The organism is Sulfitobacter sp. EE-36 (assembly GCF_000152605.1).
Taxonomy (GTDB): domain Bacteria; phylum Pseudomonadota; class Alphaproteobacteria; order Rhodobacterales; family Rhodobacteraceae; genus Sulfitobacter; species Sulfitobacter pontiacus.
Genome location: NZ_CH959310.1, coordinates 731,685 through 757,658, shown reverse-complemented (window position 1 = coordinate 757,658; position 25,974 = coordinate 731,685). Strand labels below are relative to the sequence as shown.

Sequence of the window (25,974 nt, the reverse complement as noted above, 5' to 3'; positions counted from 1 at the left end):
TTTAAGCAGAAATTAAGTCATCATCGCCCAGAATATTGTTTCCATCGACAACACAATCAGGAGCGATACTGCGATGACTGTTATTATCAAGAACGACGCCTTTATCACTGCCGATGTACTGGCGCTTGTGACCCGCGAACGCGAAAGCGCCTTGTCCTACCGCGAATGGAAACATCGTCTGGCCGGGTATGGCTATGGGGTACGTGACACGGACCACGGGTCCGTTCTGGAAACGCTGCCGCATCACGTTGAGGTTTGTGTGCTTCCGGCCGATCTTTGCGCCTGATCTGACCGGAACCTTTTATTTTGAACGCCCGGGGACTTCCTCTCGGGCGGGGGCTGTATCCCAGTTTTCGATCAGCTTCATCGCCTCGTCGGCGGTTTCAACGAATTGGAACAGGTCCAGATCCTGATCAGAGATCGTGCCCGCGTCTGCCAGCGCATCCCAGTTGATGATCTTTTCCCAGAAGGCACGGCCGAACAGCAGGAACGGCACACGGCTCATCCGGCCTGTCTGGATCAGGGTCAGCGTCTCGAACATCTCGTCCAGCGTGCCAAAGCCGCCGGGGAAGACACAGATCGCCCGCGCGCGCATCAGGAAATGCATTTTGCGGATCGCGAAGTAGTGAAAGTTAAAGCACAGCTCCGGTGTGACATATTCATTCGGGGCCTGTTCGAAGGGTAGAACGATGTTCAGCCCGATCGATTGCCCGCCGGCGTCGACGGCACCGCGGTTGCCTGCCTCCATCACGCCGGGGCCACCGCCAGTGACGATCACGTTGTCTTGCCCGTCACTCTCCATCGATTTCAGCGTCATCAGCCGCGCGAATTCGCGGGCCTCGTCATAGAAATGGGACAGATCGGCCAGTGTTTTGGTGCGGGCCTTGTCTTTATGGGCAGGGGCGGGAATACGCGCGCCGCCGAACAGGACGATGGTGGATTTCACACCATGGGCGTCCAGCTCCATCTCGGGCTTGAGCAATTCCAGTTGCAGCCGGACGGGGCGCAGCTCCTGACGGCACATGAAGTCGTCATCGGTAAAGGCCAGCCGGTATGCCGGGGCGCGCGTTTGCGGCGTGTCGGGTACATCCTGCGCGGTGGCGCGGTCGTCGCCGGCCTTGCGCAAGGGGTGGCGTTTGGATTCGGTCATCATACTCTCCGGTCTGTGCGGGCGACGGGCGCCCTTTGCTGCAACATGCCTGCCTTTGCCGCAAATGACCACGCCATCCGACGTCATTGCACCACAGCCCCGACGACTGTATAGCCAAGCGCAACATTTGACCCTCATTCGCCGGAGCTACACCCATGTCGAACGCCCAACTTGAAACCGCCATCGAAGCCGCCTGGGACGCCCGTGACACGATCACTTCGGCCACCACCGGCGAAACACGTGACGCGATCGAAGACACGCTGGCCGCGCTGGACAGCGGCAAGCTGCGCGTTGCCGAGAAGATGGAGAACGGCGACTGGCATGTGAACCAATGGGCCAAGAAAGCGGTCCTGCTGGGCTTCCGTATCAAGGATATGGAACAGCAAGACGGCGGCCCGCAGGGCAGCGGCTGGTGGGACAAGGTCGATAGCAAGTTCAAAGGCTGGAACGATGCCGACTGGAAAGAGGCAGGCTTTCGCGCCGTACCCAACTGTGTCGTGCGCAAATCGGCCTATATCGCGCCGGGCGTCGTGCTGATGCCGTCCTTTGTGAACATTGGTGCCTATGTCGACAGCGGCACAATGGTTGACACATGGGCGACCGTCGGGTCCTGCGCGCAGATCGGCAAGAACGTCCACCTGTCGGGTGGCGTTGGCATCGGTGGCGTGCTCGAGCCCATGCAGGCCGGCCCGACAATCATCGAAGACAACTGCTTTATCGGTGCGCGTTCCGAGGTGGTCGAAGGCTGTATCGTCCGCGAAGGCTCCGTTCTGGGGATGGGGGTTTACATCGGCCAGTCGACCAAGATCCTCGACCGTGAAACCGGCGAAGTCTTCTATGGCGAAGTGCCCGCGGGGTCGGTCGTTGTGGCGGGGTCCATGCCGTCGAAGAACGGTGTGCACCTTTATTGCGCCGTGATCGTGAAGCGCGTCGACGAAAAGACCCGCTCCAAAACCTCGATCAACGAGCTGCTGCGCGACTAAGGGAACCTTTTCACAGACCTGTGAGTTCACTCTATGAAACAAGATTTATGGAGAATTTGAAATGACAGGTCTGGGTTGGTTCGCAGCAATAATCGTCGGTGGTCTGGCCGGTTGGATCGCGGAAAAGATCATGAAGTCCGATATGGGGCTGATCATGAACATTATTCTGGGGATCATTGGCGCGATCGTTGCCAACTTCCTGCTGATGACAATCGTCGGTGCGACCTTGGGTGGCTGGATTGGCCAACTGGTCGTCGGTGTCATCGGGGCCTGCCTGTTGATTTGGGTCACACGTTTGGTACGCGGACGTAGCTGACCCTTTTCAGACGACACAGAACACGATAGGGCTGCCGCATCTTAATGCGGTGGCCCTTTTTATGTCTGACCAGAAGAAACCCAAGAAACCGTCACGCCAGCAGGTCTATACGCTGCTGGTCGAGATTGGCCGCAAAGAGGGCGACGGCCTGCCGGACAAGGCGACGGGCGCTGCGCTGATGTGCTTTGCCTCGGGTATCGACGAAGCGGAAGCCGTGCGCGAGACGGTCGCCATCCTGAAGCAGGCCGATACCAACCCGCTGGACGTGACCGGATATGGCACGATTGCGGACCGCGAGGCCGAAGGCCACGAGATTGACGAAGACGAACGGGCCTTGATGGCGCGGGCGCTGGATGAAAACTCTGTCATTATTGCGCAGATGACGCCTTTCTTCGACTAAGGTTCCTGCGCGGCTTTGCAGCGCTGGCGCGGGCTATGTGGCTCACCGCTTTGTGTATTTCCGCGCTGCCCCTTGGCTTTGGTGCATTTTCCCCACAAATGTAGGGCGACACCGCGACACACGCCGAAGGAGCCCTCATATGTCCGCCATCGATCCCGTAGACCTGACCGCCAAACTGGTGCGTTGCCCGTCGGTCACCCCCGCAGATGGGGGCGCGCAAGACGTGCTGTTCGATCTGCTGACCGAGGCGGGGTTTGACTGTGCCTGGGCGGACCGTGGCGGGATCAAGAACTTCTTTGCGCGTTGGGGCAACAAGGGTAACACCCGCAGCTTTGGCTTTAACGGTCACACCGATGTCGTGCCCATCGGGAACGAGGCCGACTGGACGATGCCGCCCTTTGGCGCAGAGATCAAAGACGGCATCATGTACGGGCGCGGCACCACCGATATGAAATCCGGTGTGGCAGCCTTTACCGCCGCGGCCATCGACTTTGTCCGCGACACGCCCCCGGATGGGTCCATCGTGCTGGCAATCACCGGTGACGAGGAAGCCGAAGGCATCGACGGCACCCGCGCCTTGCTGGATTACATGCAAGAGGCGGGCGAACGGATGGATGTTTGTCTGGTGGGGGAGCCGACATGTCCGAACAAAATGGGCGAGATGATCAAGATCGGGCGACGCGGGTCGCTGAACGCGCATTTTCGCGTGATCGGCAAACAGGGCCATGCGGCCTATCCTCACCGCGCCAATAACCCGATGCCTGCGATGATGCGGCTGATGGATCAGCTTGCCTCGCATCAGCTGGACGAGGGGACGGACCATTTCGATCCTTCCACGCTGGCGATTGTCACCGTCGATACCGGCAACCCCGCGACCAACGTGATCCCGGCTGAAACCCGCGCGACGGTGAACATCCGTTTTAACGACAAGCATTCGGGCGCTAGCCTGACCACCTGGCTGGAGGAACAGGCCGCCGCGATCCGCGACAGTTTTGGCGTGCAGGTCGAGCTAAAGGTCAAGATTTCGGGCGAGAGCTTTATCACGCCGCCAGGTGAGCTGTCTGATCTGGTGTCCAAAGCGGTGCAGGCAGAGACGGGGGTGACGCCCGAGCTGTCCACCTCTGGCGGGACGTCGGATGCGCGGTTCATGAAGCACCACTGCCCTGTGGTTGAATTCGGGCTGGTTGGTCAGTCCATGCACGAGGTCGACGAAAACGTCGAGGTGGCGCAGATCCACCAGCTCAAATCCATCTATACCCGCATCCTGAAGGACTATTTCGCATGACCGCCCATATCGCCGTGACCGAAGACCTCGCCAGCTGTCACCTGCTGCGCCGCATCGTCTTTATCGAAGAGCAGAACGTGTCGGAAGCCGATGAAATGGACGATCGCGATGATGACGCGACGCATTTCCTTGCCACCGAAGAAGAGCTGCCGATCGGATCGGCGCGGATGCATATCAAGGGTGATACGGCCAAGATTGGGCGGGTATGTGTGATCAAATCCCACCGCGGTACGGGGCTTGGCGCGGCGCTGATCCGCGCGGCGGTAGACGAGGCGCGCAAGGATCCTGCCGTGCGCTTCGTGAAGCTCGGCGCGCAGCTGCATGCCTTGGGGTTCTACGAAAAGCTGGGGTTCGTGGCGCAGGGGCCGGTCTTTGACGACGCCGGCATTGATCATCGCGAAATGGTGCTGTCGCTTTGAACCGCACGCTGGTCATCATGGTGAAAGAGCCGCTGCCGGGGCGGGTCAAAACGCGGCTTGGCCGTGATCTGGGCATGACCGCTGCCGCGTGGTGGTTCCGGCATCAGACCCGCGCGTTGATCCGCCGTGTGCAAGACCCGCGCTGGCAGGTGGTGCTGGCGGTCGCGCCGGATCGGGCGGGGCTGTCCAGCCGTGTCTGGCCCGCGCATCTACCGCGCTGGCCGCAGGGGCGCGGTGATCTAGGCGACCGTATGGGCCGTATGCTGCGTGCCGCGCCCGCGGGGCCGGTCTGTGTCATCGGGGCGGATATTCCGGGTGTGACCGCGGCGCGGGTGGCCGATGCGTTTCGCGAGCTCGGGTCGCATGACGCGGTGTTCGGGCCTGCACCGGACGGGGGTTATTGGCTGGTCGGGCTGAAACGCGCCCGCCCCGTGCCGCCGCGCCTGTTTGAAAATGTCCGCTGGTCCACGGAGCATGCGTTGGCCGATACCGTCGCCACGCTGCCCGATCACCGCATCGCACAGGTCGCCACATTGCGCGACGTGGATACAATCGACGATTTGCCCATGACGAAGCGGGGTGCGCGTGCTACCTCGTGAAGCATGAGCAAAATACCTTCAAAGCCCGAGATCCTTGACTGGATCGCCGAAAACCCCACTCTGACCGCCAAGCGTGACATCGCCAAGGCGTTCGGCATCAAGGGGGCGGCCCGGATCGACCTGAAACGCGTGCTGAAAGAGCTGGAGGCCGAAGGCCATCTGGAAAAGCGCAAGCGCAGCTATCAGGACCCTGACCGCTTGCCGCCGGTGTCTGTGTTGCAGGTCACGGGGCCGGACAAAGATGGCGATCTGTTTGCCAAACCGATGGAGTGGCAGGGTGAAGGCGTGGAGCCCGTGGTGCTGGTGATCCCCCGTGCCTCTGACCCGGCCTTGGGTGCGGGCGACCGTATTCTGGCGCGGTTGACGCTGGTACAGGCGCAAGACCACCACTACGAGGCGCGGCTGATCCGCCGCATTGGCGCGAACCCGCAGCGGGTCTTGGGCATCTTCCGCAAGACCACAGAGGGTGGGCGCATTGTGCCCATCGACAAAGGGTCCGACAAGGAATGGTGGGTGCCCGGAGACGCGACCCACGGGGCCAAGGATGGCGAGCTGGTCGAGGCGGAGCAGGCCGGACCAAAGGCGCGCATGGGATCGCCGCGGGCGCGTATCGTTGAACGGCTGGGGGACCCGTCGGCACCCAAGGCTGTGTCCCTGATCGCGATCCACCAGCATGGTATCCCCGACGACTTTCCTGACGACGTGATGGCGCAGGCCGATGCCGCGAAACCCGTGGGCCTGAAAGGGCGCGAGGATCTGCGCGACCTGCCACTGATCACCATCGACCCGTCGGACGCGCGGGACCATGATGACGCGTGCTATGCCCATGCTGACGAAGACCCCAAGAACGAGGGCGGCCATGTCGTCTGGGTCGCGATTGCCGATGTGGCGGCCTATGTCACCCCCGGCTCTGCGCTGGACCGCGAGGCGCGCAAACGGGGCAATTCCACCTATTTCCCTGACCGTGTGGTGCCGATGCTGCCCGACCGTCTGTCGGGAGATCTGTGTTCGTTGCACGAAGGCGTGCCGCGGGCCTGTATCGCTGTCCGCATGGTGCTGGATGCGGCGGGCAACAAGATCGGCCATAGCTTCCATCGCGGGCTGATGCGCTCTCCCGCTTCGCTGCACTACGAAGAGGTGCAGGACGCGATTGACGGTGCCCCCAATGACCGCACCGGCCCGTTGCTGGACCCTGTGCTAAAACCGATCTACGCCGCCTATGCCGCCTTGAAAGCTGCCCGCGCCGAGCGTCAGCCGCTGGACCTTGACCTGCCCGAGCGGCGGATCGAGCTGGACAAGGACGGCACCGTGAAATCGGTGAACTTCAAGGACCGGCTGGATGCGCACCGCTTGATCGAAGAGTTCATGGTGCTGGCCAATGTCGCCGCCGCCGAAACTCTGCTGTCCAAGAAAACGCCGCTGCTGTATCGCATCCACGAAGAACCCTCTCCGGCCAAGCTGGACGCCTTGCGCGAAACCGCGCAGGCGGCGGGCTATACGCTGGCCAAGGGACAGGTGCTGCATACGCGCCATTTGAACAAGCTGCTGAACGATGCGGCGGGCACGGATGATGCCGAGCTGATCAACCTGTCGACCCTGCGGTCAATGACGCAAGCCTATTACGGGCCTGCGCATATCGGGCACTTTGGTCTGGCGCTGCGGTCCTACGCGCATTTCACCTCTCCGATCCGGCGCTACGCGGATTTGATCGTGCACCGCGCGTTGATCACTGCCCACGGCTGGGGCAACGACGGGCTAAGCCAGCATGATATCGAGGATATCGAACAGACCGGCGCGCATATCTCGGACACGGAACGCCGGTCGATGATGGCAGAGCGCGACACCACCGATCGCTATCTCGCGTCCTATCTGTCGGAACGTGTGGGCAATGAATTCTCGGGCCGGATCAGCGGCGTGGCGCGATTTGGAGCCTTTGTGAAGCTGGACGAAACCGGGGCAGACGGGCTGCTGCCCATGCGGTCGCTGGGGCGCGAGTATTTCCATTTCGACCAAGAGGCCGGCACGCTGATGGGCTCGGATACGGGCATGATCATCTCTGTCGGGCAGCGTGTCACCGTGCGCCTGTCAGAGGCGGTCCCGGTCACCGGGGGCATCGCGCTGGAGCTGCTGACGCTTGAGGGTGACGCCCTGCCCAAGGGCGGCCAAGGGGTGCGGCGCGGACGCGGTGGGCCTGCGGGCCGCACCAATCCCAAGCGCAAGGGTGTCAAAGCCAAGCGCAAGGCGGATAAGGTGAAACGCAAGGTCAAACGCACACGACGCTGACCCCGGAGCGGGAACACGAGGCAGGAACAGGCAGGCAGTAACACGCACAGCGGGCAACTCCGCCTTTCTGGGCGCGGCGTTTGACGCTAGGCTTGCAGCGTGATGCTGGGAGGGGCGCGGGAATGGAACTGCTGAAAATTGGCGTATTGGTTGGCGGGGTGACGCTCTCAGTGACGGCTGCCACAGGTGCTATCGCTGCGGGGGCCGAGGGTACTGCGCGCCCGCCCGCGGCTGTGCAAAAGCCGGGCAACGCGGCGGGGTTGCAGGACTGGGTGACCGCCTTCCGTGCGCGTGCCTTGGCCGCAGGGATCGACGGTGCGGTCTTTGACCGCGCGATGCAGACCGTACGCTATGACCCGCAGGTCATCCGCCGCGACCGCAACCAATCCGAATTCACCAAAACAATCTGGGCCTATCTGGAGACCGCGACCTCTGATCTACGGGTCACCAACGGGAAGAAGGCGCTGGCCGAACAGGCCGATGCGCTGTCCCAGATCGAAACGCGCTATGGCGTCGAAAAAGAGATCGTCACCGCGATCTGGGGGCTGGAAAGTGCCTATGGCACCTTCAGAGGCAGCGATCCGGTGCTCAGCTCGCTCGCGACATTGGCCTATGACGGGCGGCGGCGGGCCTTTTTTGAAGGGGAACTGCTGGACGCGCTGCGGATCTTGCAGGCGGGCGATACCACGCCCGCGAGGATGCAGGGCAGTTGGGCTGGTGCGATGGGGCACACGCAGTTCATGCCGTCGTCTTTCCAGCAATATGCCGAGGATTTCACCGGCGATGGCAAACGCGATATCTGGAGCGATGATCCACGTGACGCGCTTGCCTCTACTGCGGCGTATCTCAAGCATTTCGGATGGGTCCAAGGGCAGCCTTGGGGCGTCGAGGTACGGCTGCCCGAGGGGTTCGACTATCTTCTGGCGGGGCGAGATATCCTGAAAACGGCAGCGGAATGGCGTGCGCTTGGGGTGCGCCCTGTGACAGGATCGCTGGGGGATCACGGCCCGGCGTCCCTGCTTTTGCCCGGTGGGGCAGAGGGCGCGGCGATTCTGATCTATGCCAATTTCGCGGTGATCGAACGCTATAATTCGGCCGATGCCTATGTGATCGGTGTGGGGCATCTGGCGGACCGTATCGCCGGGGGCGGGCCGATCGAGGCCAGCTGGCCGGTGCAAGACCGCGCGCTGACCTATGACGAACGGATCGAGCTTCAGACGCAGTTGACGGCGCAGGGGTTTGATACGGTCCAGATCGACGCCAAGATCGGCCCGTTGACCATCAATGCGGTGCGCGATTTCCAATTGTCGCAGGGGCTTGTGCCTGACGGCTATGCCTCCCCCCGATTGTTGGAGGCGCTGCGCGCAGCCGCGGCGGAATAATCTGGCGTAAATGAAACGCGCCGGACCTTTCGGTCCGGCGCGTGCCTTCGGCGAGGATTTTAAACCATTTGGAAGCGGCTTAGCCGGGTGACATCCCGCGCAGCCGTTCGGAGCGGCGGCGCAGCAGTTCGACCACGGTCAGCAGGCAGATCGAGATGACCACGAGGATCGTCGCAACGGCAAGGATCGTGGGGCTGATCTGTTCGCGCAGGCCTGTGAACATCTGCCACGGGAGCGTTTTCTGACCGGCGGAGCCGACAAAGAGCACCACGACGACTTCATCAAACGAGGTGATGAAGGCGAACAAACCGCCCGAGATCACGCCCGGCAGGATCAACGGCATTTGCACGCGGAAGAAGGTTGTGACCGGATTGGCCCCCATATTCGCCGCCGCGCGGGTCAGAGAGCGGTCAAAGCCTACCAGTGTCGCGGTGACGGTGATGATGACGAAGGGGATGCCCAAGGCCGCGTGCGCCAGGACAACGCCGACATATGTGCCCTGCAGGCCGACGCGGCTGTAGAAGAAGTACATGCCCGCCGCCGAGATGATCAGTGGGACGATCATGGGCGAGATCAGGATTGCCATGATCGCGCGCCGGAACGGCACGTGCTGCTGGCTCAGGCCAATCGCCGCGAGGGTGCCGAAGCTGACCGACAGAAGGGTCGCGGCCGGGGCGATCTTGATCGAGTTCCAGACGGCACCTTGCCATGCGGAGCTGCTGAAGAAGTCTTTGTAGTGGCGCAGCGAATACCCTTCGGGATCGAAACGCAGCATTTCAGGGGTGAAGGTAAAGAAGTTCTCGGCGTTGAAGCTAAGTGGCATGACCACGAGGATCGGTGTGATCAGGAACACAAGGATCGCGCCGCAAATGATGCGGAAGGCAAAGTGCCAGAGCACCTGACCCGGGGTCAGATAGGGCGCGACCTTGGCGCGGTAGCGTCCCTCGTAGAGCCAGAAGCTGAACCAGCCGAAGAACCAGCCGAAGATGGCCCCCAGGACCAGCATGGGTACGCCGCCCAGAATAAAGCCGATCACCGCCAGCAGAATGACAGAGGTCCAGCGGGCGATGGTTTCGTTCTTGATCAACTGCGTCAGCACAAACGCCAGCGCCCCCATGGAGAGCGCTCCGATCAGGATGCCCAGCAGTCCGCTGCCTTGGGCGGTGCCGACAAAGAGCCCGGCAAAGGCGCCTGCTGCGGCGACAACCGGTACATAGAAACCGACGGGTTTGCGGGAGATAGGTGTGAGTGCGACCATGATATCAGCCTCCCAGTTTCACGTTGTCGATGCCGACGATCTTGTCGTAGGCCCAGTAAAGCCCAAGCACCACGGCCAGCAGGATCGCCCCAAGCGCGGCCGCGAGGCCCCAGTTGAGCGAGCTGGAGATGTGGTAGGCAATCCGGTTGGAGATGAATGTCCCCGTGGTGCCGCCGACGATTTCCGGCGTGATGTAGTAGCCGATCGACAGGATGAACACGAGGATCGACCCCGCGCCGATGCCGGGCACCGATTGCGGGAAATACACACGCCAGAAGGCTGTCCAGTTCGTGGCCCCCAGCGACTTTGCCGCACGTAGATAGCTGGGCGGTACTGTTTGCATCACGGAATAGAGCGGCAGGATCATGAAGGGCAGCAGGATGTGCGTCATCGCGATGATCGTGCCGGTTTGGTTGTTGATCAGCGCAAGACGGCTGTCATCGGCCACCAGCCCCAGCCACACCAGTGTATCGTTGATCACACCCTGTTGTTGCAGCATGACCTTCCACGCCGATGTCCGCACCAGAAGCGAGGTCCAGAAGGGCAGCAGCACGAGGATCATCAGCAGGTTCGCGGTACGCGCGGGCAGGTTGGCGAGGATCCACGCCACCGGATAGCCCAGCAGGATACAGCTGAGGGTGATGCAGACCGACATGAACAGCGTGCGCAGGAACAGCGTGCCGTAGATGCGTTCGTTGTCGGGGCGGAATTCGGGACCGTCAGCCGTTTTCTGCATGTCGACGGCATTCAGGAAATAGCCGTTGGTCAGCGCGGGACTGTAGGCGCGGATTGTGCTCCAGATCGGGGTTTTGCCCCAATCGTCGTCAATCTCGGTGAAGGCTGTTTTGTAATCGACTGCGTCGAATGTAGGGGCGGCTGCGGCAGCCTCGGTCAGTTCGGCTGATGCCGGGCCTGAATAGCTGGCGATTTGCGATGCCGTGGGGCCTGTCAGGTCGTCATAGAGTGCCGAGTAGATCAGCGCCCATGGGTCTTCCTTGTACAGGTTGTCTTCGTCGTCGTTCTGAACGAAGTCGGCGAAAATTTCGTAGTATTCGGCGGTCTCGGGCAGAAGCTCTGCCATGCCTTCGCGCATTTCAAACGCGGGCTGGTCGTCGCCGGAGGATTTTTTCCAATCGGAAATCTCTGCCAGCCATGCGTCGGAGCCAAGCAGAGCGTTCCAGTTTTCGCCCTTCTTCCAGAAGTCGTTCAGATCCTCGAACTGGTCCTGAAACACTTCGCCAATGTCATCCACGCCGCGGCCGGATTTGCGGAACAGGGACGATGCACCGGTCAGCTCGTAGTTGAGCCTTGAGCCCAGACGGGTGTGCAATTTGCGTTCCTGCGCGATGAACAGGTCTTCGTAGAGCGCCTTGTAGACGGGGGCACCGGGGGTTTCACCGCTTTCGCTGTCCCAGTCGGACAGGGTTTGCGTGGTGCGGGGCAGCGTGTCGCTGACGATCTGGTTCTCGACAGAGCGGAACAGCATATCGGCGATCGGGGCGATAAAGGTGATCAGGATAAAGATCAGCAGAGGGGCGATCAGCAAAAGCGCGCTGAGCTTCTGACGACGGAGCGCACGGTTCAGGCTGCGTTTCAGCGGTGTGCCGTCCGCGGCCAGCATCGGGCCGGTCTGTTCAGGTGTGTCGTTCGTCGCGTCGGCGGTATCGCTCATATCGGCCCCATGGGGTTAGGTCGCTGGAAGGTCGGGAAAATGGAAAAACAAATAAGGGGTGGAGGAGGCCAAAGCGGCCTCCTCCGAATGGTTCAGGCGATTATTGCGCCAACCATGCCTGGAACTTCGCGTCGATGTCGTCGCGGTAGTCAGCCCAGAACTCGTAGTTGTAGAGGAACGTGTTCTTTGCGTTGGCCGGGTCGGTTGGCATGTGTGGTGCCATGTCGATGCCCAGTTCTGCGTGCTTGCCAACCATAGGAGCGGAGGACAAACGGGCAGGGCCGTAGCTGATGTACTGCGATTGATCCGCCAGACGCTGGGTGTCTGTCGCGAATTTCACGAAGTCTTTGACGCGCGCCAGACGGTCTTCAGGCAGACCTGCTGGGATGATCCAACCGTCAAGGTCGAACACCTGTGCGTCCCACAGCATTGCAACGGGCTGGTCTTGCTCTTCGATAACGCTGAACAGACGGCCGTTGTAGGTGGACCCCATGACGACTTCACCATCGGCCAGCAGCTGTGGCGTGTCGGCACCGGCGGACCACCAGATCACGTCGTCCTTGATGGTGTCGAGCTTGGCCAGAGCCTGTTCCTGACCTTCCGGAGTTGCCAGAACGTCATAGACTTCGTCCTTTGCAACGCCGTCACAGAGCAGCGCCCATTCCATGTTGTTGATCGGACGCTTTTCAAGCGCGCGCTTGCCTGGGTAGGCTTCGGTGTCGAAGACGTCACAGATTTTGGTTGGAGGCGTGTCGCCAACCATGTCTGTGCGATACCCGAAAGTGGTCGAATACACGATCTGCGGGATAAAGCAGTCGCTGACCAGCAGGTCGCCAAAGTCGTCTTCAGCGGATGTCCCGTCGGGGGCTTCAGCCAGCATCTCGTCCGCGTCGATTTCCATAGCCAGACCTTCGTCGCACAGGCGGATGGCGTCAGCGGCAACCACGTCGACCAGATCCCAGGTCACATTGCCGGCTTCGTTCATCGCGCGCAGTTTTGCCACGGCTTCGTTGGAGCTTTCATCCCAAACAGCAGAGAGTTCAGGGTGCATTTCCAGATAGGGTTGCAGATACGCTTTGTCTTGGCTGGCTTGGTAAGCGCCACCCCAGGAAACAAGCGTCATCTCTTTGGCCATGTCCGCATGCGCATCGGCGAATGCCAATGTGCCAGCGCCAATGATCGCGGAGGATGCGAGTAGCGTTGTCGTAAACTTCATTAGATAGTCTCCCATTATATGCCCGTTAGGGTCTTGAGGGTGTGATATCGGGCTTAACCACAGCCTCGTGCGACGCCGTCGAACGTTGGACGGCCGGCCGCGTCCTGACGCTTATGCGTCGAGGGCGCGGCAATCCTCTGCCAACCAGCCAATCTCGATCTGCTGGCCTGGCTTCAAACGTACCTGATCGGGTGCGTTTCGTGTCTTGATGATAAAGTTGTCGGTCCCGGCAACCCGCAGGCGGGTGCGGAAGATGTCGCCCATATAGACGAATTCAAGCACTTCGGCTTTCAGGGTGTGTGCCCCTTCCTGCATCCGGTCCTTGTTGAATTCGACACGTTCGGGGCGGATCGATACGCGGGTGCGTTCGCCAGCGCGGGTCACGTTGATCGGCTTGGCCTCGATCAGGCCGCCGCCGTCCAGCTGCACAAGGCAAGTGCCGCCCTTGATCTCGGTCACGACGCCTTCAAGAGTGTTATTCTCGCCGATGAACTGCGCAACAAAGCTGTTTTCGGGCTCTTCATACAGCAGATCGGGCGGGGCCAACTGCTGGATGCGGCCGTTTTCAAACACGGCCACGCGGTCGGACATTGTCAGCGCTTCGGTCTGGTCGTGGGTCACGTAGACCACGGTGATGCCCAGTTCATGCGCCAGATGCGTGATCTCGAACTGCAATGTTTCGCGCAGCTGTTTGTCCAACGCCCCCAGCGGTTCGTCCATCAACACCAGTTCAGGTTCGAAGACCAAAGCACGGGCCAAGGCAACACGTTGCTGCTGACCGCCGGAAAGCTGTGCCGGACGGCGGCCGCCGAAGTCGCCCATCTGAACACGGTCCAGCGCGATCTTTACTTTCTCTTCACGCTCGGACTTGCCGATCTTGCGCACCTCAAGCGGGAAGGCGAGGTTTTCGGCAACGGTCATATGCGGGAAAAGCGCGTAGTTCTGGAACACCATGCCAATGCCGCGTTTGTGCGGCGGGATGTTGTTGATCGATTTACCATCAAGCCGGATGTCGCCATGCGTGGCCGTTTCGAAACCCGCCAGCATCATCAGGCAGGTGGTCTTGCCGGACCCCGATGGCCCGAGCATTGTCAGAAACTCGCCTTTCGGCATCGACAGGTTGAGGTCTTTTACGACGAGATTTTCGCCGTCATAGCTTTTCTGCACGCGTTCAAATTCTACGAACGCATTCGTTGCTGAAGTATCTGCCAAAGCTGGCTCCCCGTTTATTGTGACGTTCAAGCGCCCTTGTTGACAGGAAGTTAAAACTGGCTGGTTTCCGCTTTGCAACCAATTAACGACACTTTTGGGCAGAAAGCGTCAATTGCGGGAAGATCGACGGTTATTTGACAAGAAACAGTTCTTTTGCCTGCGGAATTACTGTGCAGCCTGCTTGAAATAAGGGAAATTCGTTAATATCTACCATAGGTTAAGCATCAGCGGCTCGCCCTGAACCCGGCGATTTTGAGCGCTGGTCAGCCTCTGCCGATGTCGCAAACAGACAAGTCCTTGCAGGGCTTCCAGTGGCGGGACGGGCGACCTTTGCGCCTCGTCCCGAATGTATGTCACGCCTTAGCCGAGCGGCGATTCAGCGTCTTGCGCGTGGTCTTCGGCTGCCTTAAGCAGGCCGCCTTCTTTGACCGCGGTATAGGTTTCATCCAGCGCTTTGGTGGCGCGCGTCATGAATACTTTGATCTCTTCTGGGGTGATCACCAGCGGTGGCGAGATGATCATCCGGTCGCCGACGTGGCGCATCACCAGATTATTCGCAAAGCAGCGTTCACGACACATATAACCGACGGTTCCTGCATCGCCTGCGAACTTCGACCGCGTTTCTTTGCGCGGGGACAGCGGCAGCGACGCCATAAGACCCGCGACGTTGACGGTGCCGACCAAAGGATGCTCTGCCAGTTTGGCCAGCCCTTCCTTCAGGGCGGGGGCAGCAACATTGTTCACGTGATCCAGAATGTTTTCGTCCTGCATAATCCGCAGGTTTTCCAGTGCCACGGCCGAGCAAACGGGGTGCCCCGAATAGGTATAGCCGTGATTGAACTCCCCAGACCCGATGGTCTGCGCGATCTCGTCACACACAATGGACCCGCCAATCGGCTGGTAACCAGAGCTTAGGCCCTTGGCGATGGTCATGATATGCGGCTTGATCCCCATGGTCTCGGACCCGAACCAGCTGCCTGTCCGGCCAAAGCCACAGATCACCTCGTCCGCGATGATCAATACATTGTACTTGTCACAAATACGCTGGATTTCGGGCCAGTAGGTGCTTGGCGGCACGATAACCCCGCCCGCGCCCTGAATGGGTTCACCGATGAACGCCGCGACATTATCTGCCCCCAGCTCAAGGATCTTGGCCTCAAGCTCTTGCGCGCGGGCAAGGCCGAAGGCCTCGGGCGTGAGGTCGCCCCCTTCCACCCACCAGTCGGGCTGGTTGATGTGGTGAATGCCGGGGATCGGCATGCCACCCTGTTCGTGCATATAGCTCATGCCACCAAGAGAGCCGGACCCCATCGACGACCCGTGATAGGCATTCTTGCGGCTGATGATGTGGGATTTCTCTGGCTTCCCTTTCATGGCCCAATAGGTGCGCACCATCCGGATGTTGGTGTCATTCGCTTCGGAGCCCGACCCGGCAAAGAACACATGGTTCAGATCGCCGGGGGCCAGTGACGCGATCTCTTTTGCAAGGGCGATGGCGGGCACGTGCGAGGTCATGAAGAAGGTGTTGTAGTAGTTCAGCTCGAGCATCTGGCGTGCTGCGACGTCGGCCATTTCCTGACGGCCATAACCGATGTTGACGCACCAAAGTCCCGCCATCCCGTCAAGGATCTCGTTCCCCTCGCTGTCGGTCAGGTAGACGCCCTTGGCACGGGTGATAATCCGCGCGCCCTTCTCGGCAAGTTCGTCATTGGTGGTGAACGGGTGCATGTGATGCGCGGCGTCAAGTGATTGCAGCTCGGCGGTGGGCATGTGGTTGGTGATATGGGCCATAAAGAACACCTCTGGGAATGGGGAGGGAAGATTGGGCTCAGAATATGATCAAATTATGCAGAGTCAATCGAATCGCTCTGCTGTGGTGATGATAAACGGCTATCAGCCGATCAGATTTTAATCAAAGAGAGGCGCGAATCTGGACCATGCCCTGAGAAACATCCTCGGCCATGGCCTGCGCAGCCTTTGCCGCATCGCCTTCGCGAAAAGCCGCCAGCAAGTCGGCATGTTTATCTGGCAGGTTCGACGTGCCAAACCGACCGCAGACCACGCGCAGCGACGGGCCGAACATCAGCCATAAACGGTCGACGGTCGCGGCCAGAATAGGGGCCTCGGCACAGGTGTTGACGATGGTGTGAAAGCGGTAGTTCTGGGTCAGGTATTCGCCGATATCCCCACGATCAATCGCGTGGTTCAGCGCGTCGTCCACCTGTGCGAGTTCGCTTAAAACAGTCTCTGACATGCGGCTTGTGGCCCGTTGAGCAAGCTCTGCTTCAAGGGTTTTTCGCATGAATTCCAGCTCGTTAACCCCTTCGAGGTCCAGCACAGGGACCGATACGCGCCGATTGCCCTGATGCACCAGCGCGCCTTCGGCGATCAAACGGCGCAGCGCTTCGCGCACCGGGGTCATGCCCGCATCAAGGGTTTCCGCGAGGCCTTGAATGGTGACCGCTTGACCGGGGGCAAGATCGCCGAACAGGATCAGCTTGCGCACGCGTTCATAGACATGCTGATGGGCCGGCACCTTGGCCGGGCTTTCCAAAGGCTTTTGCGACGCAAGGTCAGCGGAATTTACGTTCATCAAATTTGCCTAAATTGTACTCAACCACATTTTGAACCACGGCATGCACCTGCGTAAAATTATAAATGATCTTGTCGCATGACGCAAAACTTGATCAAATTGACGAAAGGTTCGGATCAACTGAGCCTACACAACGGGAGATGACAATGAAATATAGCTTGCTCAGCTCAATCGCAGCAACGGCATTGATCGCCACCAGCGCCTTGGGTGAAGAGGTGCGGGTCTATAACTGGTCCGACTACATCGACGAAGACCTGTTGCAGAAATTTGAAAAAGAAACCGGCATTGATCTGATCTATGACGTGTTTGACAGTAACGAAGTGCTTGAAACCAAGATGCTTGCAGGCGGGTCCGGCTATGACGTGGTTGTCCCGACCGGCACCTTCCTTGAACGCCAGATCACGGCGGGGGTTTTCCAGAAGCTCGACAAAGACAAGCTGCCGAACATCACCAACATGTGGGACGTGATCGAGGACCGCGTATCGAAATACGACCCCGGTAATGAATATGCCGTTAACTATATGTGGGGCACCACCGGGCTTGGCGTGAACATGACCAAGGTTAAGGAAGTGCTGGGCGAAGATGCCCCTGTTGATTCGCTTGACCTCGTATTCAAGCCCGAGAATATGGAAAAGCTGGCCGAATGTGGCGTGCATTTCCTTGACGCTCCGACAGAAATGATCCCCGCGGCTCTGAAGTTTCTGGGCGAAGATCCTCAATCCCAGGACCCCGACGTGATCGCGAAGGCAGAGCCTGTTTTGACGGCGGTTGCCCCCCACGTTCAAAAGTTCCACAGCTCGGAGTATATTAACGCACTGGCCAACGGTGATATCTGCGTTGCCTTCGGTTGGTCGGGTGACATCCTGCAATCGCGTGACCGCGCGGCCGAGGCGGATAACGGTGTCGAAATCGCCTATTACGCGCCAAAAGAAGGGGCGCTGATGTGGTTCGACAATATGGCTATTCCAGCGGATGCACCAAACCCGGATGGGGCGCATAAGTTCTTGAATTTCATCATGGAACCAGAGAATATGGCCGCCGCGTCGAACTACGTTTACTATGCGAACGGCAACAAGGCGAGCCAGGAGTTCCTTGCCGAAGACGTGATCGGGGACACAGCGATTTACCCAGACGAAGCCACGCTGGAAAACCTGTATACCATTTCTTCATATTCACCCAAGGTACAGCGTGTCGTCACGCGTATGTGGACGAAGATCAAATCTGGTATCTAAAATCGCATCGGGTCAAAGCCTTACCGGCTTTGACCCGATCTACCGGACCCTTCCACCCGGAGGGGTAAACGCTGTGCAAAGGATAGATCAAAGTGAGCCAACCCGTTTTCGCCCCGTGGGATGACCCGAACGAAAAGCCGCTTATCCGCTTCGAGAATGTGACAAAGCGTTTTGGCGATTTCGTTGCGATCGATGATCTGTCTTTGAGTATTTATGAAAGCGAGTTCTTTGCACTGCTGGGGCCTTCGGGCTGCGGTAAAACAACGATGATGCGCATGCTTGCCGGGTTTGAAAACCCAAGCGCGGGCAAGATCGAATTGGCGGGTAAGAATATCGCGGGCATCCCGCCGAACAAGCGGGCGGTGAACATGATGTTCCAGTCCTATGCCCTGTTCCCACATCTGTCTGTCTGGGAGAATATCGCCTTTGGGTTGAAACGAGGGGATATGTCCAAGGCAGATATCGCCGCACGCGTTGAAGAGATGCTCAAACTGACGCGCCTTACCAAATTTGCCAAACGCAAACCCCACCAAATCTCGGGGGGGCAACGTCAACGGGTCGCGCTTGCGCGGTCCCTCGCCAAGGCGCCGAAGCTTTTGCTACTGGACGAACCGCTTGGCGCGTTGGACAAAAAGCTGCGTCAGGACACCCAGTTTGAACTGATGGATATCCAGGAAAGCACGGGGACCACCTTTGTTATCGTGACCCACGACCAAGAGGAAGCGATGACCGTCGCGAGCCGCGTGGCTGTGATGGACGAAGGGCAGATCATCCAGGTCGCGACGCCAGGGGGTATCTACGAAGCACCTAATTCCGTCTACGTCGCCGACTTCATCGGTGACGTGAACATTATCTCTGGCACGGTGAAGGCCGCGGGCGAGAATATGTACCACCTTGATTGGGTCGCGAATGAGGCCCCCTTGCTTGCGGCATCAGAACGCCCCTTTAGCGATGGGCAGGAAGCTCATCTTGCGATCCGACCGGAGAAGATCGCCATTTCTACCGAGAAGCCGACAGAAATGAAGAACGCAGTTCAGGGCACCGTTCTGGACATCGCATATCTTGGCAATCTCAGCACCTACCATGTCCAGCTGGCCGGTGGTCAAGTGATCAAGGCACAGACCGCAAATACGCGTCGGCTGTCGCGCCGCACGATCACGTGGGAGGATAAGGTCTGGATTTCATGGAGCGCCACCGCCGGCGTCCTGTTGGAGCGATGAATATGCGTCGCTTTTTCCTTATCGCGGTGCCCTATGCCTGGTTGCTCGCGCTGTTTCTCATTCCTTTCATCATTGTTTTTAAAATTTCTCTCTCTGATCTGGCTTTGTCGATTCCTCCTTACTCCCCGACGGCAAAGGACGGGATCTGGGCGATGTTCGCGGCATTCGATCTGGAAAACTTTACCTTTCTTGCTTCGGACGATCTCTACTGGAAGGCTTACCTAAGCAGTTTGAAGATTGCGTTAATATCTACAGTTTTAGCGGTTTTGGTGGGCTACCCCATGGCCTACGGCATGGCTCGCGCGCCCGAGGAATGGCGTCCGACCTTCATGATGCTGGTGATCTTGCCCTTTTGGACCAGTTTCCTGATCCGCGTTTACGCATGGGTCGGTATTCTGAGTAATGAGGGGCTTTTGAATCAATTCCTGCTGTGGTTGGGCATCATCGATACGCCTTTGACGATCATGAACACGACGACCGCGGTCTATATAGGAATTGTTTACACTTATCTGCCATTCATGATTCTACCGATTTATGCCGCGCTAGATCGGTTGGACGAATCCTTGATCGAGGCCGCTGAAGATCTGGGATGTTCACGGTTAAAGGCATTCTGGCTGGTCACGATACCTTTGTCTCGCAACGGGATCATTGCAGGGTGTTTCCTGGTCTTTATCCCCGCGCTGGGCGAATTCGTTATCCCGTCTTTGTTGGGCGGTTCAGGGACGTTGATGATCGGCAAGGTCTTGTTCGAGGAGTTCTTTAACAACCGCGACTGGCCCGTCGCGAGCGCGGTGGCGGTGATCCTGCTGCTGATCCTGATCGTTCCAATCGTTCTGTTCCAACGCAACCAGCAACGTCAGGCGGAGGTGGAGTCATGAGACGCGCAAGCTGGTTCAATATTACGTCGCTCACCCTCGGGTTTGCTTTTCTTTATCTGCCGATGATCCTGCTGGTCATCTACAGTTTTAACAGTTCGAAACTGGTGACAGTGTGGGCCGGCTTCTCGACCAAATGGTACGGCGAGCTGCTTCAGAATGAGGCATTTCTGAATGCTGCGATGGTAACGCTGAAGGTCGCGGTGGCGTCCTCTACGCTGGCAACGGTGTTGGGGACGATGGCGGCATACATCCTTGTGCGCGGCGGGCGGTTTGCTGGGCGTACGCTTTTCTCGGGTATGATCTACGCACCGCTGGTCATGCCGGAGGTGATTACCGGCCTATCGCTGTTGCTTCTGTTTATTGGGATCGGGCTGGACCGGGGGACGCTGACCATCGTGCTGGCACACACGACCTTTTCGATGTGCTATGTCTCAGTGGTCGTGTCATCGCGGCTGGTGACTTTTGACCGGTCGCTGGAGGAAGCTGCGCTGGACCTTGGGTGTTCGCCTTTCGACGCCTTCCGTTTGGTGACCTTGCCGATCATTGCGCCGGCTGTCATCTCGGGGTGGCTGCTGGCGTTCACGCTCTCGCTGGACGACCTTGTTATCGCTTCGTTTACCACGGGCCCGTCCTCCACAACCCTGCCGATCAAGATCTGGAGCGCGGTGCGTCTTGGCGTCTCGCCCGAGATTAACGCATTATCCACCATCATGATCGGTATCGTGACTTTCGGGGTTATCACGGCGTCACTGATGTCGAAGCGCAAGGCGATCAAGGCGCAACGCGATGTGCAGGCGGCGGAACGCGCCGTGGCATGAAAGAGCGGCGGCATGAAACGAATATTTAACGATTTTGCCTATACAGATGCGCCTAGGGAAAATTGTTGGTGGGATCAAACCTGTGCCGCTACCGACAGGTCTGCGTTGGAAGGTGACGTATCCTGTGACGTGGCGATTGTGGGCGGCGGCTTTACCGGGCTCTCTGCTGCGTTGCGCCTTGCGGAGGCTGGATATTCGGCGGTTGTGCTGGAAAATCGATACGTCGGCTGGGGCGCGTCGGGCCGCAACGGGGGCTTTTGCTGCCTTGGGGGCGGGCGGCTCAGCGATGCCGCGCTGGACAAGCTTGCAGGGCGCGAGGATCGGTTGCGCTTTCGCGCGGCTGAGCTGGCGGCGATCAACTTTGTTGACGCGTTGATCACGCTGCATGGGATCGAGGTTGACCGCCACTCCGACGGGGAGATCGAGCTGGCGCATCGGCCCAAGGATATGCACGATTTTCGCACGCGCGCCCGCGAGGTGCGAGAGAACTACGGGCTAGAGGCGCGGCTGATTGATCCCGCGGATTTCGCGGCGCATGGGCTTTCAGGGCCGTTCCACGGGGCGCTGCATATTCCGGCGGGCTTTGCGCTGAACCCGCGGAAATACGTGACCGGCCTTGCTGCGGCGGCGGAAAAGGCGGGCGCGGTCATCTATCATGATACGCCTGCGCTCGAAGTGCGGCAGGCGGCGCAGGGTCACGACGTTCGAACGCCCAAGGGCAGGGTGCATGCACAGAAGGTGATTGTCGCCACGAACGGGTATTCGTCGGAAGATTTGGTGCCAGGGCTGTCTGCGCGCTATATGCCCACGCAGTCGACGGTCCTTGTGACCCGCCCCCTGACCGAGGCAGAGCTTGATGCCGCGGGATGGAAGAGCGATTATATGTCCGCAGATACGCGCAATTTGCTGCATTATTTCAGGCTGATGCCGGACCGCCGGATGTTGTTCGGCATGCGCGGCGGTTTGGTGACGGGCAAAGCGGCAGAGGCGCGCGCCATTGCGCGTGTACGCCGCGATTTTGAAAAGTTTTTTCCGGCGTGGAAAGACGTTGAGACACCCTACCAATGGTCGGGTATGGTATGTCTGTCGCGCGCGCAAATGCCCTTTGTCGGCAAGCTCCCTGACCCCGGTGCTGTCTATGCAAGTCTTTGTTATCATGGGAATGGTGTTGCAATGGGCAGCTATTCGGGCGGGCTGGTCGCGGATCTAGTGATGGGCAAACCCATCGACCGGCCCTACCCCCAGGTCATGCAAAAACCGCTGCGAAAGTTCGAGCTGGGGCGCTGGCGTCGACTTTTGATGCCATTTGCCTATCTTGGTTTTGCGCTGTCAGATCACTAGATGTGGGTGCACCGGCTGGCTTGGCTTGCTGACTGTCAAATTGATTTAGGATAAAGTTTCATGAAGATTGCGATGATTGGCACCGGCTATGTCGGTTTGGTCTCGGGTGTTTGTTTCTCGGATTTCGGGCATGAAGTTGTCTGTGTCGACAAAGACCCGTCTAAGATCGAGAAGTTGGAAAAGGGCATCGTCCCGATCTACGAACCCGGCCTTGATGACTTGATGGCGAAGAACGTTGCAGCGGGGCGTCTGTCTTTCACCGGTGACCTTGCCAGTGCAGTGGATGGTGCGGATGCCGTGTTTATCGCGGTTGGGACACCGACCCGCCGCGGGGATGGCCATGCGGATCTGACCTATGTCATGGCCGCCGCAGAAGAGATCGCCTCTGTCCTGACGGGTTATGCGGTGATCGTCACCAAATCGACTGTGCCCGTGGGCACCAACCGTCAGGTCAAACAGGTCGTCGCCAAAGCCAATCCTGAGGCCGAATTCGACGTTGCCTCGAACCCGGAATTCCTGCGTGAAGGGGCCGCGATTGACGACTTTATGCGCCCCGACCGCGTGGTTGTAGGAACGCAGAATGAACGCGCCGAACAGGTGATGAAGGACATCTACCGCCCGCTCTCGCTGCGCGAGTTTTCGATCATGTCGACGGATCTGGAAAGCGCAGAGATGATCAAATACGCCGCCAACGCGTTTTTGGCGACCAAGATTACCTTTATCAATGAAATCGCGGCCCTGTGTGAACGCACTGGTGCGGATGTGAAAATGGTGTCGAAGGGCATGGGGCTGGATAACCGGATAGGGTCCAAGTTCCTGCACGCGGGCCCGGGCTACGGCGGGAGCTGCTTCCCGAAAGACACGCAGGCCTTGGCGCGGATGGGGCAGGATCATTCGGTGCCGATGCAGCTGACCGAAACCGTGATCAAGGTGAACGACGAGGTCAAACGCCGGATGATCGACAAGGTGGTCGACATCTGTGGCGGGTCGGTAAACGGCAAGACCATCGCGGTGCTGGGGGTAACGTTCAAGCCCAACACAGACGATATGCGCGACTCTCCCAGCTTGACGATTGTGCCATCGCTGGTGGGCAACGGGGCCAAGGTGCGTGTGGTTGATCCGCAGGGCAAACGCGAGGGCGAAGCCTTGCTGCCGGGCGTGTCGTGGCTGGAGGATGCCTATAAGGCCGCGCAAAATGCGGATGCGCTGGTCATTCTGACGGAGTGGAATGAATTCCGCGCGCTGGACCTCAAGCGGATGGCCAAGCGGATGACGACCCCTGCAATGGCAGATCTGCGCAATATCTACAGCCCCAAAGATGCCAAGCGCGCCGGTTTCTCGGCCTATGTCTCGATCGGGCGCGAAGGGTTCGGGGCTTAACCTGCACCACAGGCCCGCGCTTGGAACAGGGCGGGCCGACAGCGTGATCAGCTGCGGTGGGTTTCGCCGCGTGCTTTGGCAAGCGTCATCTGCCGCTGGCGCTCACGGAACCGCGCCTTATCCGCGTCAGAGGTTTCATTGACGCACTGCGGGCAGCTAACGCCGGCCTCGTATCCGGGCTTTGCGGTATCTTCGGGCAGGATCGGGCGACGGCAGCCGTGGCACAGCATATGCGGCCCTTCTTTCAACCCGTGACCTACGCTGACCCGGTTATCAAAGACAAAGCAATCGCCTTTCCAGCTGCTTTGCTCTTCGGGGACTTCTTCAAGGTACTTGAGGATGCCCCCCTTGAGGTGGAACACGTCCTCCACCCCTTGGCCGATCAGGTAGTTGGTCGATTTCTCACACCGGATACCGCCGGTGCAGAACATCGCGATTTTCTTGTTGTGGAACCGGTCCTTATTCGCCTCCCACCAGGCGGGGAATTCGCCAAAGCTCTGGGTTTCGGGGTCAATGGCCCCGTCGAAGGTGCCGATCGCGACCTCATAGTCATTGCGCGTGTCGATCACGGCAACATCGTCGCGGCCGATCAGATCGTTCCAGTCGGCGGGATCGACGTAATGCCCGACCTTGGCCAGAGGATCGACATCGGGCTGACCCATGGTCACGATCTCGCGCTTCAGGCGGACCTTCATCTTGCCGAAGGGCGGCGTCGTGGCGGTGCTTTCCTTCCACTCAAGATCGGCGCAGCCGGGCAGCGCACGGATATGCGCGATGACCGCGTCTATCCCCGCACGGGGGCCGGCGATGGTGCCGTTGATGCCTTCGGCGGCGACAAGCAGCGTGCCTTTGACGTCATGTTGCGCACAAAGCGCAATCAACGGCGGGCGCAGGGCGTCAGGCGCGTCAAAACGGCTGAAATGATAGAGGGCGGCAATGGTATACATGCGCGCTGAGATACGCCCATGCGGCGGTTCAGGCAAGGGGGTGCCGCGCCGCACCCGCCGTGCTATGTCCCTTGGCACAAGCTGGCCCATGAGGAACCCGATATGACCCACGCCCTGATCGTGATTGATGTTCAAAATGATTTCTGCCCCGGCGGCGCCCTCGCGGTGACAGACGGCGACGCGATCGTCGACGGGATCAACGCGCTGATGGGGCAGGCGGATGCGGTGGTTCTAACGCAGGACTGGCATCCGGCGGGCCATTCCTCCTTTGCGTCGTCCCATGCGGATAAGGCGCCGTTCGAGGTGACGCAGATGCCCTATGGCGCGCAGGTGCTGTGGCCGGATCATTGTGTCCAAGGCAGCAACGGGGCCGCGTTCCACCCGCGGCTGGATCAAACCCGTGCCGATATGATCATTCGTAAAGGGTACAACCCCGCCATAGACAGCTATTCTGCGTTCTTCGAAAATGACCACAAAACGCCTACCGGGCTTGAAGGGTATTTGCGGACACGCGGCATAACCAAGCTGACGATGGTCGGTTTGGCGCTTGATTTCTGCGTTAACTTCTCCGCCGTGGACGCGGCGAAGCTGGGCTTTGATGTCGAGGTCCGTTTGGACCTGTGTCGTGCGATCGATCTGGACGGGTCGCTTTCTGCCGCGCGCGAGGCGATGACGACGGCGGGGGTTACTCTGCGCTAAGCGGGGCGTCTTCGACGGGGGCGATGTTGAGGATATCCAGCGCATCCAGCCCGCCAAGCGTGGCATCTACCGCGACGGTCGCCAGAATGATCCCCATGACGCGGCTGATCACGCTGGCGCCTGTGGTCCCCATCAGGTGACCGATCCGCCCTGCGAGCAACAGAAGCACAAGCGTGAACAGCAGCACGACAACCAGCAGGCCCGCCGTGACCAGCTGGTCTGATATCTGGTTGGTGTGGTTGTCAGTCAGGATCACAATCGCCAGCATCGCCCCCGGAGAGGCGATAGACGGCATGGCGAGCGGAAAGACCGCACCGGCGAGATGATCCCGCTCTGCCGCCTCGATTTCCTGCGTCGGTTTCGGATCGCCGAAAATCATGCTGAGCGCGAAGAGGAACAGGATAATCCCGCCCGCGACCTGAAACGACCCCAGCCGCAGCCCAAGGTTCTCAAGCAGATATTGCCCGCCCACGAGGAACCCAAGCAAGACCAGACCGGCCACCAGTACGGCCCGCAGCGCAAAGCTTTTGTGCAGGTGTTGCGGGACGTTGGCTGTCGCGAAAAGAAAGACGGGAAGGCTGCCAATAGGGTCGATCACGACAAACAAGGTAATCAACTCTCGCAAGAGATTGGGCCATTCCAGCATCTAGCAGCGCTCCTTAGGGGGTTAAGTCGGTGGATTACCACAGGT

Annotated in this window: 25 protein-coding genes; 16 read left to right on the top strand and 9 right to left on the bottom strand. The window is 59.5% G+C overall.

Annotation, left to right across the window (positions count from 1 at the left end):
- The first annotated feature begins 73 nt into the window (after positions 1–73).
- Positions 74–286, top strand: a complete 213-nt coding sequence (locus EE36_RS06290) for a hypothetical protein (protein ID WP_005850541.1) — start codon at positions 74–76, stop codon at positions 284–286.
- 15 nt (positions 287–301) lie between these two features.
- Here the strand turns inward: EE36_RS06290 and EE36_RS06285 are convergent, their stop codons facing one another.
- Entirely contained in the window at positions 302–1,150 is an 849-nt protein-coding gene (locus EE36_RS06285; protein WP_037942873.1) for a TIGR00730 family Rossman fold protein, read from the bottom strand.
- A gap of 155 nt (positions 1,151–1,305) precedes the next feature.
- Between EE36_RS06285 and dapD the strand changes: the two genes are divergently transcribed.
- From dapD to EE36_RS06245, 8 genes are all read left to right on the top strand, one after another.
- Positions 1,306–2,133, top strand: a complete 828-nt coding sequence (gene dapD, locus EE36_RS06280) for a 2,3,4,5-tetrahydropyridine-2,6-dicarboxylate N-succinyltransferase (protein WP_005850539.1) — start codon at positions 1,306–1,308, stop codon at positions 2,131–2,133.
- A 61-nt stretch (positions 2,134–2,194) separates the two neighbouring features.
- Positions 2,195–2,449 carry a GlsB/YeaQ/YmgE family stress response membrane protein gene (locus EE36_RS06275; RefSeq protein WP_005850538.1) on the top strand — a complete coding sequence of 85 codons (255 nt, stop codon included), beginning with the start codon at positions 2,195–2,197 and terminating at the stop codon, positions 2,447–2,449.
- Positions 2,450–2,510: 61 nt separating this feature from the next.
- Positions 2,511–2,849, top strand: coding sequence for a hypothetical protein (locus EE36_RS06270; RefSeq protein ID WP_005850537.1), 339 nt, complete (start codon positions 2,511–2,513; stop codon positions 2,847–2,849).
- 139 nt (positions 2,850–2,988) lie between these two features.
- The gene (gene dapE / locus EE36_RS06265) at positions 2,989–4,134 is read left to right on the top strand and encodes a succinyl-diaminopimelate desuccinylase (RefSeq protein ID WP_005850536.1); all 1,146 of its coding nucleotides are present in this window, start codon (positions 2,989–2,991) and stop codon (positions 4,132–4,134) included.
- The gene (locus EE36_RS06260; protein WP_005850535.1) at positions 4,131–4,553 is read left to right on the top strand and encodes a GNAT family N-acetyltransferase; all 423 of its coding nucleotides are present in this window, start codon (positions 4,131–4,133) and stop codon (positions 4,551–4,553) included. The genes dapE and EE36_RS06260 overlap by 4 nt, the downstream gene beginning before the upstream one ends.
- Positions 4,550–5,152 (top strand): TIGR04282 family arsenosugar biosynthesis glycosyltransferase, encoded by a 603-nt coding sequence (locus tag EE36_RS06255; RefSeq protein ID WP_005850533.1) that lies wholly within the window; start codon positions 4,550–4,552, stop codon positions 5,150–5,152. Before EE36_RS06260 ends, EE36_RS06255 begins: the two co-directional genes overlap by 4 nt.
- Before the next feature lie 3 nt (positions 5,153–5,155).
- Positions 5,156–7,435, top strand: coding sequence for a ribonuclease R (gene rnr / locus EE36_RS06250; RefSeq protein ID WP_005850532.1), 2,280 nt, complete (start codon positions 5,156–5,158; stop codon positions 7,433–7,435).
- A 122-nt stretch (positions 7,436–7,557) separates the two neighbouring features.
- A complete protein-coding gene (locus EE36_RS06245; protein WP_005850530.1) occupies positions 7,558–8,817 on the top strand; it encodes a lytic murein transglycosylase in 1,260 nt (419 codons plus the stop codon).
- A 79-nt stretch (positions 8,818–8,896) separates the two neighbouring features.
- Here EE36_RS06245 and EE36_RS06240 read toward each other — a convergent pair whose 3' ends face one another.
- The 6 genes from EE36_RS06240 to EE36_RS06215 all read right to left on the bottom strand — a co-directional run bounded on the left by EE36_RS06240 (position 8,897) and on the right by EE36_RS06215 (position 16,768).
- A complete protein-coding gene (locus tag EE36_RS06240; RefSeq protein WP_005850529.1) occupies positions 8,897–10,075 on the bottom strand; it encodes an ABC transporter permease in 1,179 nt (392 codons plus the stop codon).
- Positions 10,076–10,079: 4 nt separating this feature from the next.
- Positions 10,080–11,747: an ABC transporter permease gene (locus EE36_RS06235; RefSeq protein ID WP_005850527.1), complete on the bottom strand. Its 1,668-nt coding sequence runs from the start codon at positions 11,745–11,747 to the stop codon at positions 10,080–10,082.
- 100 nt (positions 11,748–11,847) lie between these two features.
- Positions 11,848–12,963, bottom strand: coding sequence for an extracellular solute-binding protein (locus tag EE36_RS06230; RefSeq protein ID WP_005850523.1), 1,116 nt, complete (start codon positions 12,961–12,963; stop codon positions 11,848–11,850).
- A gap of 111 nt (positions 12,964–13,074) precedes the next feature.
- Positions 13,075–14,175 carry an ABC transporter ATP-binding protein gene (locus tag EE36_RS06225; RefSeq protein WP_005850522.1) on the bottom strand — a complete coding sequence of 367 codons (1,101 nt, stop codon included), beginning with the start codon at positions 14,173–14,175 and terminating at the stop codon, positions 13,075–13,077.
- 360 nt (positions 14,176–14,535) lie between these two features.
- Positions 14,536–15,966, bottom strand: coding sequence for an aspartate aminotransferase family protein (locus EE36_RS06220; RefSeq protein WP_005850520.1), 1,431 nt, complete (start codon positions 15,964–15,966; stop codon positions 14,536–14,538).
- A 121-nt stretch (positions 15,967–16,087) separates the two neighbouring features.
- Positions 16,088–16,768 (bottom strand): GntR family transcriptional regulator, encoded by a 681-nt coding sequence (locus tag EE36_RS06215; RefSeq protein WP_005850518.1) that lies wholly within the window; start codon positions 16,766–16,768, stop codon positions 16,088–16,090.
- A 140-nt stretch (positions 16,769–16,908) separates the two neighbouring features.
- Here EE36_RS06215 and EE36_RS06210 point away from each other — a divergent pair, with 140 nt between their 5' ends.
- The 6 genes from EE36_RS06210 (at position 16,909) to EE36_RS06185 (ending at position 23,637) form a co-directional block, all read left to right on the top strand.
- Positions 16,909–18,000, top strand: coding sequence for a polyamine ABC transporter substrate-binding protein (locus EE36_RS06210; RefSeq protein WP_039911675.1), 1,092 nt, complete (start codon positions 16,909–16,911; stop codon positions 17,998–18,000).
- A gap of 92 nt (positions 18,001–18,092) precedes the next feature.
- A complete protein-coding gene (locus EE36_RS06205; RefSeq protein ID WP_005850516.1) occupies positions 18,093–19,220 on the top strand; it encodes an ABC transporter ATP-binding protein in 1,128 nt (375 codons plus the stop codon).
- Between the two features lie 2 nt (positions 19,221–19,222).
- Complete coding sequence (locus tag EE36_RS06200) at positions 19,223–20,098, top strand: ABC transporter permease subunit (RefSeq protein ID WP_039912171.1); 876 nt, start codon at positions 19,223–19,225, stop codon at positions 20,096–20,098.
- Positions 20,095–20,916 carry an ABC transporter permease gene (locus EE36_RS06195; protein ID WP_005850514.1) on the top strand — a complete coding sequence of 274 codons (822 nt, stop codon included), beginning with the start codon at positions 20,095–20,097 and terminating at the stop codon, positions 20,914–20,916. The genes EE36_RS06200 and EE36_RS06195 overlap by 4 nt, the downstream gene beginning before the upstream one ends.
- A 12-nt stretch (positions 20,917–20,928) precedes the next feature.
- Positions 20,929–22,257 (top strand): FAD-binding oxidoreductase, encoded by a 1,329-nt coding sequence (locus EE36_RS06190; protein ID WP_005850513.1) that lies wholly within the window; start codon positions 20,929–20,931, stop codon positions 22,255–22,257.
- Between the two features lie 60 nt (positions 22,258–22,317).
- Positions 22,318–23,637, top strand: a complete 1,320-nt coding sequence (locus EE36_RS06185) for a UDP-glucose/GDP-mannose dehydrogenase family protein (protein WP_005850512.1) — start codon at positions 22,318–22,320, stop codon at positions 23,635–23,637.
- 47 nt (positions 23,638–23,684) lie between these two features.
- Here the strand turns inward: EE36_RS06185 and EE36_RS06180 are convergent, their stop codons facing one another.
- Positions 23,685–24,584, bottom strand: a complete 900-nt coding sequence (locus tag EE36_RS06180) for a rhodanese-related sulfurtransferase (protein WP_039912169.1) — start codon at positions 24,582–24,584, stop codon at positions 23,685–23,687.
- 102 nt (positions 24,585–24,686) lie between these two features.
- Here EE36_RS06180 and pncA point away from each other — a divergent pair, with 102 nt between their 5' ends.
- Positions 24,687–25,283 carry a bifunctional nicotinamidase/pyrazinamidase gene (pncA, locus tag EE36_RS06175; RefSeq protein WP_156785527.1) on the top strand — a complete coding sequence of 199 codons (597 nt, stop codon included), beginning with the start codon at positions 24,687–24,689 and terminating at the stop codon, positions 25,281–25,283.
- Here the strand turns inward: pncA and EE36_RS06170 are convergent.
- The gene (locus EE36_RS06170; RefSeq protein ID WP_005850509.1) at positions 25,270–25,929 is read right to left on the bottom strand and encodes a MarC family protein; all 660 of its coding nucleotides are present in this window, start codon (positions 25,927–25,929) and stop codon (positions 25,270–25,272) included. The genes pncA and EE36_RS06170 overlap by 14 nt on opposite strands.
- Positions 25,930–25,974 lie beyond the last annotated feature (45 nt).

Coding starts and splice junctions, on each gene's coding strand:
- EE36_RS06290 (WP_005850541.1), top strand. CDS start 74: ATGACTGTTATTATCAAGAACGACGCCTTTATCACTGCCGATGTACTG.
- EE36_RS06285 (WP_037942873.1), bottom strand. CDS start 1,150: ATGACCGAATCCAAACGCCACCCCTTGCGCAAGGCCGGCGACGACCGC.
- dapD (WP_005850539.1), top strand. CDS start 1,306: ATGTCGAACGCCCAACTTGAAACCGCCATCGAAGCCGCCTGGGACGCC.
- EE36_RS06275 (WP_005850538.1), top strand. CDS start 2,195: ATGACAGGTCTGGGTTGGTTCGCAGCAATAATCGTCGGTGGTCTGGCC.
- EE36_RS06270 (WP_005850537.1), top strand. CDS start 2,511: ATGTCTGACCAGAAGAAACCCAAGAAACCGTCACGCCAGCAGGTCTAT.
- dapE (WP_005850536.1), top strand. CDS start 2,989: ATGTCCGCCATCGATCCCGTAGACCTGACCGCCAAACTGGTGCGTTGC.
- EE36_RS06260 (WP_005850535.1), top strand. CDS start 4,131: ATGACCGCCCATATCGCCGTGACCGAAGACCTCGCCAGCTGTCACCTG.
- rnr (WP_005850532.1), top strand. CDS start 5,156: ATGAGCAAAATACCTTCAAAGCCCGAGATCCTTGACTGGATCGCCGAA.
- EE36_RS06245 (WP_005850530.1), top strand. CDS start 7,558: ATGGAACTGCTGAAAATTGGCGTATTGGTTGGCGGGGTGACGCTCTCA.
- EE36_RS06240 (WP_005850529.1), bottom strand. CDS start 10,075: ATGGTCGCACTCACACCTATCTCCCGCAAACCCGTCGGTTTCTATGTA.
- EE36_RS06235 (WP_005850527.1), bottom strand. CDS start 11,747: ATGAGCGATACCGCCGACGCGACGAACGACACACCTGAACAGACCGGC.
- EE36_RS06230 (WP_005850523.1), bottom strand. CDS start 12,963: ATGAAGTTTACGACAACGCTACTCGCATCCTCCGCGATCATTGGCGCT.
- EE36_RS06220 (WP_005850520.1), bottom strand. CDS start 15,966: ATGGCCCATATCACCAACCACATGCCCACCGCCGAGCTGCAATCACTT.
- EE36_RS06215 (WP_005850518.1), bottom strand. CDS start 16,768: ATGAACGTAAATTCCGCTGACCTTGCGTCGCAAAAGCCTTTGGAAAGC.
- EE36_RS06210 (WP_039911675.1), top strand. CDS start 16,909: ATGACAATGAAATATAGCTTGCTCAGCTCAATCGCAGCAACGGCATTG.
- EE36_RS06200 (WP_039912171.1), top strand. CDS start 19,223: ATGCGTCGCTTTTTCCTTATCGCGGTGCCCTATGCCTGGTTGCTCGCG.
- EE36_RS06195 (WP_005850514.1), top strand. CDS start 20,095: ATGAGACGCGCAAGCTGGTTCAATATTACGTCGCTCACCCTCGGGTTT.
- EE36_RS06190 (WP_005850513.1), top strand. CDS start 20,929: ATGAAACGAATATTTAACGATTTTGCCTATACAGATGCGCCTAGGGAA.
- EE36_RS06185 (WP_005850512.1), top strand. CDS start 22,318: ATGAAGATTGCGATGATTGGCACCGGCTATGTCGGTTTGGTCTCGGGT.
- EE36_RS06180 (WP_039912169.1), bottom strand. CDS start 24,584: ATGTATACCATTGCCGCCCTCTATCATTTCAGCCGTTTTGACGCGCCT.
- pncA (WP_156785527.1), top strand. CDS start 24,687: ATGACCCACGCCCTGATCGTGATTGATGTTCAAAATGATTTCTGCCCC.
- EE36_RS06170 (WP_005850509.1), bottom strand. CDS start 25,929: ATGCTGGAATGGCCCAATCTCTTGCGAGAGTTGATTACCTTGTTTGTC.